Raw genomic sequence first — 11,146 nt, forward strand, 5'->3', positions numbered from 1 at the left:
AAAACTGAACAACTTTATAATGTTAAGCCCGGGCGACGAGCGCCCGGGTCTTGTTATTAGCGCTAACCGGTGATGATGTGATTCTGGTTAACCAGCTCCTCATAAGTTGTCTGAACGTTATCCAGTGTTACCAGTGTAGTATTCGTGTAAATATTTGCCGCTCCGTCTCGGTCGACGGAGATCACGGTATTGCCATTGCTATTTGTGACGTGCAAATAGTTACCGAGCGTCGCGCTACTTCCGTTCCAGCCCACCAGCAGATCGCTGATATCGATCTTGTCTCCCTGCGCCAGTGAGAAGTTGGTCCAGTGGTCGTTACCGCCGTTGCCTGCCGTCCCGTTCCCCGCCGTGTTGTTCAGCACTTCGTAAATCAGCGTGTCGCCATAGGCGCTACCGGTGAAGGTATCGTTATGCTCCGTGCTGACGAACTTCGGTGCCATGTTGATGGTGAGGGTGGCGGTGTCGGTCGTGCCGTTATCGCCGGTCAGTTTGTAGGTAAAGGTCTCCTTCGTGGTCATTGAGGCCAGCGAGACGCCGCTGTTCAGGGTGTAGGTGTAGTGACCATCCACTCCGATGTTCAGCACGCCGTAATGCCCCTGAATGTTGGCGGTGGCGTTGGCCGTGGTGTACGGATCAAGGATAGTGGTGGTGCCGTTATAGCCGGTAATGCTCAGACGGCTGTCCACCGAGTGCAGCTGATCCAGCACGCCGCCGGAATCCGTGCCGTCGAAGATATTGCCTGTGACGGTGTGGCCCGCAGTGGTGAGCTCATTGTTCAGGTAGACGGTGGTACCGGTGACATAAGGCGTGATGGAGATCTGGCCTAACCCCAGCGGCCCCATGGAGCCGGTATAGCTCAGGGTGTAGGTTCCGGCGTCCAGATCCAGACCGGTGACGTTAATGGTCGCCACGCCACCCAGCAGCAGGCCGCCATTGAATGAACCGCTTCGGGTAACCCCTCCCCCGGTAATGGTCCAGTTTACGTTCAGTCCGCCCAGCGAAAGCAGGGAGGCGACGTTAAAGTGGAGCACGATGTCATGCAGGGCGGTGTTGGCGTCCACCACAAACGTGCCGCTGCCCCGGCCAGTGGTGGATGCCAGCAGGGCGGCGTTCCACGTCGCGTTACCCACCGTGTCATCGCGGTAGGCGGCCACCTGCGGGGTAGTATCCACCACCAGCTCGCGGCTGACGTCGTTCACCGCATCCAGCGCCACCGGTGTCGGGGTGATGTTCAGCGAGGCGGTGTCCTTATCGCCATTCGGTGCCGTCACGGTGTAGATGAAGCTGTCCGGGGTGCTGATTTGGTCGGCGCCCACTCCGGCGCGCAGGGTGTAGGTATATTTGCCCTGGGCGTCGATCAGCAGCGTGCCGTACTCTCCCTCAATGCGGGTGGTGCCGGTGGCGTTCACGTTAACGCCGTTCACCTGGGTGACAAGCGTGCCCGCAGGCGCGATGTCACTTTGCAGCACGTCGCCGGTGGTGCTGGCGGTGGTGCTGGTGACGGCATAAACGTGGTCCTCAAGCACGTTCAGACGGTAGCCGGTCAGGGCGGTGATCCCCGAGACGGTGTTCATCAGGAAGATGTAATCCCCTGCCGGCAGGGTCAGGGTCAGCGGTGCCGAGGTGCCGCCCAGCAGCGGCGCGCGCAGCCAGCCTGCTTCGGTGCGCACCCGCTCGTAGCTCTGGGTTGCCGGGTTGAACTTGTAGATATAGAGGTCAAACACCGAGGCCAGGGCCACCCCGCCGACGCTACTCTGGATGGTCATGGAGCGGGTGGTACCCTCCGCCACGCTGTACTTCATGGTCTCGCTACGATCGTCCAGCAGGTTAAGGTTCAGCACGTTGCCGAGGTTAACTCCCACCACGGTAAAGCCGCCCTGGCTTGACGGGCCGTAGTCGATGGCCTGTACCTGCGTGCCGAAGGTCAGGGAGGCGGTGTCGTCCACCGCCGTCACGCTGTTGCGCACCGTGTTCTCACCCAGGGTGATCACCAGGCGGGCGTCGTCCGTGGCCCCTTTTCCGGCGATGTTATAGGTGAAGGTGTCGGTCCGGCCCAGCACCGAGGCGCTGGTATTGGTCAGGGTGTAGGTGTAGCTCCCGTCGGTGTGCAGGGTCAGGGTGCCGTACAGCCCGTTGATGGTGGTGCCCGCCGCACCCGCCGCCACGTTGACGGTAACGCCGTTGGCGTTGGTCACGCTGGTCACCACCGTGCCGTTTGGCGCGCTGTCACTGCCGCTCACCGGATCGATATCGGTAATGACGTTACCGTTTTGCACCAGCGTGCCGGATAGCGTACCTGCCGTGGTCTGGGTGACGTCCACGTCCAGGCTGGTGTACGACCCGGTCGCCAGCAGGTTGGTGTTGTAGCTCAGCACGCGATACTGCCCGCCCGGCAGACCGGCCAGGTTCAGGGTCACGCCGCTGGCGCCCAGGGTCAGCAGGTTGGCGAACTGCGGCAGGCCAGTATCCACTTCGGTGGTCCAGGAGCTGCCGTTCCAGCGCTGCACAATGATCTCCAGGGTGTTGAGCAGGGAGAGCACGATGCCCGTGGCGCTGGCGTTGATCTCCATATCTGCGCTACCGCCGGTCGGTACGGTGAAGGTCACCTGGGCGGAGTTCTCTCCCAGCAGCGACAGCACGTTGCCGACGCCGCCCACCAGTTGCACGCCGTAGTCGCTGTACTGGGCGGTGCTGGTGGTGGCGTTGGTGGTCAGGGCCAGCCCCACCACGTTGTCACTCGCCGACAGCGGCAGGTTTGGCGCAATCACCGTGCCGGTAGCGGAGGTGTTGCCCGCCGCATCGGTGGCGGAAAGCGTGATCCGCTCCCCTTCGGACTGTCTGTCGAGGAAGGTGTAGCTCCAGTTGCCCTGGGCGTTAGCGGTGGTGGTCACCACGCTGTTATCGCTCAGCAGCAGGGTGATGGTGCTCCCCGCTTCGGCGGTTCCGCTCAGAACGCTGCCGTCGGCGTTAAAGGTTCCCTGCGGCGTGCCCGGGGCGACGGTGTCCACGACAATCGAGCTCAGCGGCGTTACCGCGCTGGTGCCAGCCGCATTGCCTGCGGTGGCGGTAAAGGCGTGAGGGCCATTACCCAGCGGCACGGTTGGGGTGTATGTCCAGACCCCGGCGCTGTTGGTGGTCACCGTGGCTAACAACACATTGTTGTCATACAGAGTGATGGTGGAGAGCGGCTGCGCGGTCCCGGTCAGCGTTGGGGTGGTATCGTCGGTGCTCTGTCCGTTGATCAGATTGCCAATGATGCTGCCCACGTTGTCGTTGACGCTGGTGATGACCGGCGGATTCGGGATCACCGAGTACGGCACCCGCAGATCCACCGTCTGCCCCACGTTACCGGCCCGGTCGGTGGCGAAGAGGTGCAGCAGTTCGGCGTTCACCTGCGGCGTGGAGAGCGCGATGCTGAAGCGCCCGGACGCGTCGGCTATGCCGGTGCCCAACACGGTCACGTTGTCGGTGCCGAGAATGGTGACGGTGCTGCCCGCCTCGGCGGTGCCGTTAATCCGGCCCCCGCTCTCCAGTACAGTCAAGCCGCCCGGTGCCCCCGGAGCGATGGTGTCGACGGTGATGGCGGTGACCGGCGACGCTGCGCTGAGGTTGCCCGCCGCATCGGTGGCGGTGGCGGTTAAGTTATGCACCCCGTTGGTGAGGGCGGTGGTGGTTTGCGCCAGCGTCCACTGGCCCTGGGCGTTGGCCGTTACCTCGCCTACCAGCGTGGTGCCGTCGTAGATGCGCACTATTGCGCCCGCTTCGGCGGTGCCGTTGAGGGTTGGACGGTTGTCGTTGGTCGGATTGCCGTTGATCACCGGGCCCTGGATCGAGCCGACGTCATCCACCACCGAGGTGATGACAGGTGCAGCCGGGGCGGTGGCATCGACATTCACAGTAAAGCCCGCGGTCGGCAGGCTGACGTTGCCCACCGCGTCGGTGGCGGTCACCGTCAGGGTGTGCAGGCCATCCGCCAGCGGGGTAGTCGGAGTAAAGCTCCAGGCGCTGTTGGCATCGGCCACCACGCTGCCGAGCAGCAGGGTGCCGTCGTAGATGCTCACCGTCGCGCCCGCTTCCGCGGTGCCGCTGAGGGTTGGTCTCGCGTCGTTGGTCAGCTGGCCGCTGGTAAGGGTCGTCACCGTGCCGACATCATCCACCACTGAGACCAGCACCGGCACCGCTGGCGGCAGGGTATCTACCGTCAGGCTGAAGGTGTTGGACGGATCGCTGACGTTACCCGCCGCATCCGTTGCCACCGCCGTGAAGTTGTGCGTGTCGTTGGTGAGCGGCGTGGTCAGGGCAATCGACCAGTTGCCGCTGGCATCCGCGGTGGCGGTGCCCAGCAGGATATCGCCTTCAAACACCTGCACCCGGGCGTTCGCTTCGCTGGTCCCGGTGAGCACCGGCAGGGTGTCATCGGTGCGCTGTCCGCTGGGGAGTGCCCCGGTTATGCTGCCGACATCATCCTGGGCCAGGGCGATCACTGGGGCGAGCGGTTTGACGGTATCGACAATCACCGTAAAGCCCGCCGAGGCTTCGCTGAGGTTGCCTGCCGCGTCGGTGGCGCTGGCGGTGAAGGTGTGGCTGCCGTTACCGAGCGCCGTGGCCGGGGTAAAGCTCCACTCCCCGGCGGCACTGGCCTGCACGCTGCCAAGGGCCACACCGTTATCATAGATCGTCACCGTGGCGCTGGCGGCCGCCTGGCCGGACAGGGTTGGGGTCGGATCGTCAGTCACCTGGCCCGAAACGGTGAGCGGCGTCTGGATACTGCCCACGTTATCGGCGGCGGCCACGATGGTCGGTGCTGCCGGAGCGGTGGTGTCTACCGTCAGGGTAAAGGCTGCGCTTGCAGGACCGGTGTTCCCCGCCGGATCGGTGGCGGTGAAGGTGACGCTGCGCAGCCCCTCGGCGAGGTCGGTGTCAGGGGTGAAGGTCCAGTTCCCGGCGGCGTTAACCACCGCGGTGCCGACCGCTTCTCCATCCACAAGGATACTGACAATCGAGCCCGCTTCACCGGTGCCGTTAAAGGTTGGGCGGGTATCGTTGGTGATGCCGCCGTTGTTTACCGTGCCGGTAAGGGTCCCGACGTCATCCACCACGTTTGCCAGTACCGGTGCCAGCGGCGCGACGGTGTCGACGTTCAGGGAGAAGGCCGGAGAGGTGCCCGAGACGTTACCTGCGGCATCGGTGGCGCTGACGCGCAGCTCGTGCGGCCCCTGAGCCAGATCGGTGTCCGGGGTAAAGCGCCAGTTGCCGCTGTCGTCCACCAGCGCGGTGCCGATCTGCTGGCCGTTATCCAGAATGCGCACGGTGCTGCCCGCCACGCCGGTCCCGGTCAGTTCCGGACGCGCGTCGTTGGTGATCTGGCCGCTTACCAGTACGCCGGTGTTGCCTGCCACGTCGTCGTTAACGCTGACCAGGACTGGCGTCGCTGGTGGCGTCATGTCCACGGTCAGAGTGTAAGCCCCGGACGCCGCGCTGACGTTGCCCGCCACGTCGGTGGCGATGGCGGTAAAGCTGTGTTGGCCCTCCGGCAGCACTACCGTCGGAGTGAAGCTCCAGATCCCGCTGGCGTTGGCAACCACGGTGCCGAGCAGGCGGGTGCCTTCATAGAGGGCGACGCTGCTGCCCGCTTCCGCGGTGCCCGTCAGGGTTGGGGTGTTGTCGTTGGTGCTGCCGCCGCTGACCACGTTGCCGGTCACCGGCCCGACGTCATCGTTCGCCCCGGTAATAACCGGTGGTGCTACCACATTATCCACCACCAGCGAGAACGGTGCCGACGGCTGGCTCTGGTTGCCCGCCGGATCGGTGGCGGTGAGGAGCAGGGTATAGGTGCCATCCGCCAGCGGCTCGGTGGGGGTGAAGCTCCAGGCTCCGGTTGCGCTCACCGGTACGGTGCCGAGCACGGTATCACCGGCATAAATGGTGATCACATCCCCCGGCGTCGCCGTGCCGTTCAGGGTTGGCTGGTTGTCGTTGGTCGGGGTACCGCTAACTACTGAACCGGTGACAATGCCGACGTTATCCACCAGCGTGCCCAGAGCAGGTGCCGCAGGCGGGGTGAGGTCGATATTCACCGTCGCTTCCGGCGACTGGCCGCTGGTCTGGCCGTCGACGGTAGCGGTGACGCTGAAGCTGTGGCTGCCTTCACTCAAGGCGGTGGCAACCGGCAACGACCAGGCCCCGGTGGTGGCGTCGGCGGTGACGGTGCCCAGCGGCGTGGTGCTGCCGTCGAGATAAACGGTCACCACGCTGCCCGGGATCGCCGTGCCGGTAAGGGTTGGCGTAGCGTCGTTGGAGCTGAGGCCTTTAACGTTGATGCTGCCGCCGGTGCCGTTGTCATCCACGATGGCGTCGATAACCGGAACGTCCGGCAGCGCTGGCGTAGCCGGAACATCATACGATCCCGGCAGGCTGGTGTTGCCCGCCACGTCGCTGGCGGTCAGGCTCAGGGTGACCGCGTCGCTTTGCGGCGGGGTCAGGGCGACGGAGAACTGCCCCTGGGCGTTGGTGACCCCGGTGCCCAGCACCACGTTGCCCGGGCCGGTCACCGTGATGATGGAACCCGCTTCGGCAGTACCGGTCAGCGGCGTACCGCCGGAGACAATCCCGGTCACCACCGGCGCACCCGGCGCCTGGGTATCAACGATCAGGTTAACCGGCGTGCTTTCGCTGGTGTTGCCCGCCGCATCCCGCGCCACCACGGTAAAGGTGTGCGGGGCATCGGAGAGCGGGGTGCCGTCGGGGATCGGCAGCGTCCACTGGCCCTGGGCGTCGGTCTGCACCTCGCCCAGCGGTTGTCCGTCGACAGAGACGGTAATGGTGCTGAGCGGCTCCCCGGTCCCGCTCAGGGTCGGGGTGCTGCTGTTGGCGTAGAGCTGGCCGCCCGCCAGGGTGCTGTCGGAGATCGCCAGCAGCTGCGGGATGGCAGGCGGGAGGGTGTCAATGGTGAAGGCGAAGTCGCTCCCCGCCGCGCTGACGTTCCCGGCAACATCCACCGCCGCCACGGTCAGGGTGGTTGGGCCATCTCGCAGTTCCGAAGTGGTGATGGTCCAGATGCCGTCAGTGACCTGGCCGCGTCCCACCTCAATGCCGTTGCTGTAGAGAATCACCGTGGTGCCGTTCTCTCCGGTACCGGTGACGGTTGGGGTATTGTCGTTGCTGCTGCCCCCCGCCGCAATGTTGCCGATGACCGGACCGACGTTGTCATCCACGATGCCGATAGTTGGGATCGCTGGCACGACGCTGTCAACGGTGACGGTCATGCTGCCAGATACCGGCGATGCGTTGCCCGCCGGGTCGGTGGCGGTCAGGGTGAAGCTGTGGGTGCCCTCCGTCAGCGGCAGGTCCGGACGCCACGTCCAGTTGCCGTTGATGTCGACCACCACTTCGCCCACCGGATTGTTTCCGTTGAGGGTCTCGTCATAGATGGTGATGATGTCGTCCGGCGTGCCTGTGCCGCTCAGCACCGGACGGGTATCGTTGGTGGCGCCGTTGTTGGCTACCGGGCCGTTGATATCGCTGACGTTATCCGTCACCACCGGCAGCGCTGGCGTCTCTGGCGCTTCGGTATCGATGGTGATGCTTACCGGCTGGGATGGCGCACTCTCGTTACCCGCGCCGTCGCTGTTGGTCACGGTCAGGCTCAGATCGTAGGTGCCGTTAGGCAGATCCGCAGGCGGCGTCCAGGTCCATGTCCCGTCCGGCTGCACGGTGGTTTCACCGATAGGGGTGGTACCGTTATAGATGGTGACGAGATCCCCCTCATTCCCGGTCCCGCTCAGGGTTGGGGTGGTATCACGGGTGCTGCCCCCGCCGGTAAGCGGGGTCTCGCCGCTGCCGTCCGGGTTGACGGTGATAGCCGGAATCTCCGGCGTGGCAGGCGGCACGTTATCCACCACCAGGTTAAAGGTGTCGGAGGTGGCGGTGTTGCCTGCTGCATCGATCACCGTGGCGGTCAGAGCGTGGGTGCCGTTCCCCAGCGGCGTGGTGAGCTGTACGCTCCATGCTCCCGTCGCGCTGGTGGTGGCGGTGCCTAGCAGGGTGGTGCCGTCATAGAGGTTAATCTGCGCGTTCGCCGGACCCGTTCCGCGGATCAGCGGCAGATTCTCATCGGTCGGCTGGTCGCTGAGCACGTCGCCGGTGACGCTGCCGGTGTTGTCCACGGCCAGGGTGATGACCGGGGCGGCTGGCGGTACGGTATCGATAGTGATGTTAAAGGCTGCGGACGGTTCACCGGTGTTCCCGGCGGCATCGGTCGCCACCACGGTGATGACGCGCAATCCTTCGCCGAGCGCCTCCGGCGGTGTGAAGGTCCATTCACCCCCCGCGCCTACCTGAACAGTGCCCACTTCCTCGCCGTCCACCCGAATGCTGAGGATGGTGCCCGCCTCCCCGGTACCGCTCAGGGTTGGCTGGTTGTCGTTAGTGGCGCCGTTATTGTTGATGGCAACCGGGCTGCCGGAGAGATCGTTGATCGCCTGGGTGATAACCGGGGCGTCCGGGGCAGTGGCATCCACTACGATACTCCAGCTGTTGGACGGCGCGCTGTTATTGCCCGCGGCGTCCGCCGACTGCGCGGTCAGGACATGGCCGCCATCAGGCAGCGGTGCCGTCAGCTGGATCTCCCAGGTTCCCTCTGCGCTGACCTGGGTGGTGCCAACCAGATCCGTGCCGCTGTAGAGCAGGATGGTGGTGTTGGCAACGCCGGTGCCGCGCACCAGCGGCGTGTTGTCATTGGTGGTCTGCCCGTCGTTGACGGTGCCGGTATACGCACTCACGTTGTCCACCACGTCGGTGATCGCCGGAACGGCAGGCGGCGTGGTGTCCGGAGCGACGATCTGGCCTTCCGCGCCGGTGTTCCCGGCCCGGTCGGTTGCCGTTACCGTCAGCAGTTCCCCGTTCTGTTTTGGCGTGGTGAGGGTGAGGGAGAAGTTGCCGGTCTCGTCAACGACCCCGGTGCCAATCACGGTGTCGCCATCGCGCACGGTGATGGTGCTGCCCGCTTCGCCCTGGCCGGTGAGGGTGCTGCCGTTGTTGAGCACGGTGAAGCTACCCGGCGCGCCCGGGGCGATAGTGTCAACGGTGATCGACGTAACCGGTGACCTCGCGCTGAGGTTGCCCGCAGTGTCGGTGGCGGTGGCGGTGAAGTTATGCACCCCGTCGATGAGAGCGGTGGTGGTCTGCGCCAGGGTCCACTGGCCCTCGGCGTTAGCGATTGTCTCGCCCACCAGGATGTCGCCGTCGTAAATACGCACGATGGCCCCCGCTTCGGCGGTGCCGTTGAGGGTCGGACGGGTATCGTTGGTCGGGTTGCCGTTGAGAACAGGCCCCTGTACCGAACCGATGTCATCCACAACCGAGACGATGGCAGGCGCTGGCGGCGCGATGGTATCCACGTTGATCACAAATCCGCTGGTCGGCGGGCTGACGTTGCCCGCCGCGTCGGTGGCTGTCACCGTCAGGGTGTGCAGACCGTCGCCCAGTGGGCTCTGCGGGGTAAAGATCCAGGCGTTGTCGGCCCCGACGAGCGCGGTGCCCAGCAGGGTGGCGCCGTCGTAAATGTTCACCGTGGCGCCCGCCTCTGCGGTGCCGCGCAACGTCGGGTTCGCATCGTTGGTCAGCTGGGCGTTGTCGAGGATGCCTCCGGCACCGACATCATCAGTGACCGAAACCAGCACCGGCGCTGCTGGCGGCTGGGTATCGACGGTCAGGGTGAAGGCGGCGGATGGATCGCTGGCGTTGCCCGCGGCATCAATGGCTACCGCTGTAAAGCTGTGCTCAGCGTCGCTGAGCGGCTCGGTGAGCGTGGCCGTCCAGTTTCCTTGCGCATCCGCCACGCCTTCACCCACCAGGGTTTCGCCTTCAAAGATCTGCACCCGGGCATTCGGCTCGCTGGTGCCGGTGAGCACCGGGAGAGTGTCGTTGGTGCTGCTTCCGCTGGCGAGCGCACCGGTGCCCGGTGCGACGTCATCCTGGGCCAGGGCGATCACCGGCGCAACCGGTTTAAGGGTATCGACAATCAGGGTGAAGCCCGGCGAGAGCTCGCTGACGTTGCCCGCCGCGTCGGTGGCGCGGGTGGTAAAGGTGTGGCTGCCGTTGTTGAGCGCCTGGTCTGGGGTGTATGTCCAGTCACCCGCTTCGTTAGCCTGCACGGTATCGATCAGAGCGCCGTTGTCATAAATATCCACCGTGGCATTGGCTTCAGCCCTGCCGCTCAGGGTCGGGGTGGTGTCGTCGGTGCTCTGGCCGGAGGTGGTGATCGGGTTCTGAATGGTGCCGACGTTATCGCTGATGGCGGTGAGGGTCGGCGCCGTTGGGGCCTGGGTATCCACCGTCAGAACAAACGGCTCGCTGGCATCCCCGGTATTTCCGGCGACGTCAGTGGCGGTAAAGCGAATGCTGCGGGTGCCTTCTTCCAGGGGCTGATCGGGCGAGAAGGTCCAGCTGCCTGCGGCGTTAACCACCGCGGTGCCGATCTCCTGATCGTCAACAAGGATACGGATCGTGGCACCCACTTCGCCGCTGCCGGTAAAGGTTGGACGGGTGTCGTTGGTGGTATCGCCGCTTTCCAGCGTGGTGATCTCCGCGCCGACAGCATCCGCCACGGTGATCACCACCGGCGCCAGCGGGGCGGCGGTATCCACATTCAGCGTAAAGGCTGGCGAGGTGCCCGAGAGGTTGCCTGCGGCATCGGTGGCGCTGACGCGCAGATCGTGCGAGCCCTGCGTCAGATTGGTCTCAGGGATAAAGCTCCAGTTGCCGCTTTCGCTAACGAAGGCGGTGCCGATTTCCACGCCGTTATCCAGAATATGCACGGTGCTGCCCGCCACGCCGGTCCCGGTCAGTTCCGGGCGGGTGTCGTTGGTGACCTGGCCGTTGGTCAGCGGGCCGGTGCTACCCTCCACATTATCGTTGACGCTGACAATGACCGGGGTGGCCGGTGGAGTCATGTCCACGAACAGCGTGTAAGTACCGGATACCGGGCTGACGTTACCCGCGCTGTCGGTAGCGACTGCGGTAAAGCTGTGCTGACCTTCCGCCAGCACGCGGGTGGGGGTGAAGCTCCAGGCGCCCGTGGCGCTGGCGGTGACGGTACCCAGCAGCGTAATGCCATCGTAGATCGCCACGCTGCTGCCCGCCTGTG

Annotated in this window: 1 protein-coding gene; it reads right to left on the bottom strand. The window is 65.0% G+C overall.

Translation table 11 applies throughout. The features are described 5' to 3' along the window. Window positions 1-62: 62 nt before the first annotated feature. Window positions 63-11,129 (bottom strand): BapA/Bap/LapF family large adhesin, encoded by an 11,067-nt coding sequence (locus DVA43_RS25215; protein ID WP_114316976.1) that lies wholly within the window; start codon window positions 11,127-11,129, stop codon window positions 63-65. Window positions 11,130-11,146 lie beyond the last annotated feature (17 nt).

Origin of the sequence: Leclercia sp. W6 (genome assembly GCF_003336345.1) — a bacterium.
GTDB lineage: Bacteria > Pseudomonadota > Gammaproteobacteria > Enterobacterales > Enterobacteriaceae > Enterobacter.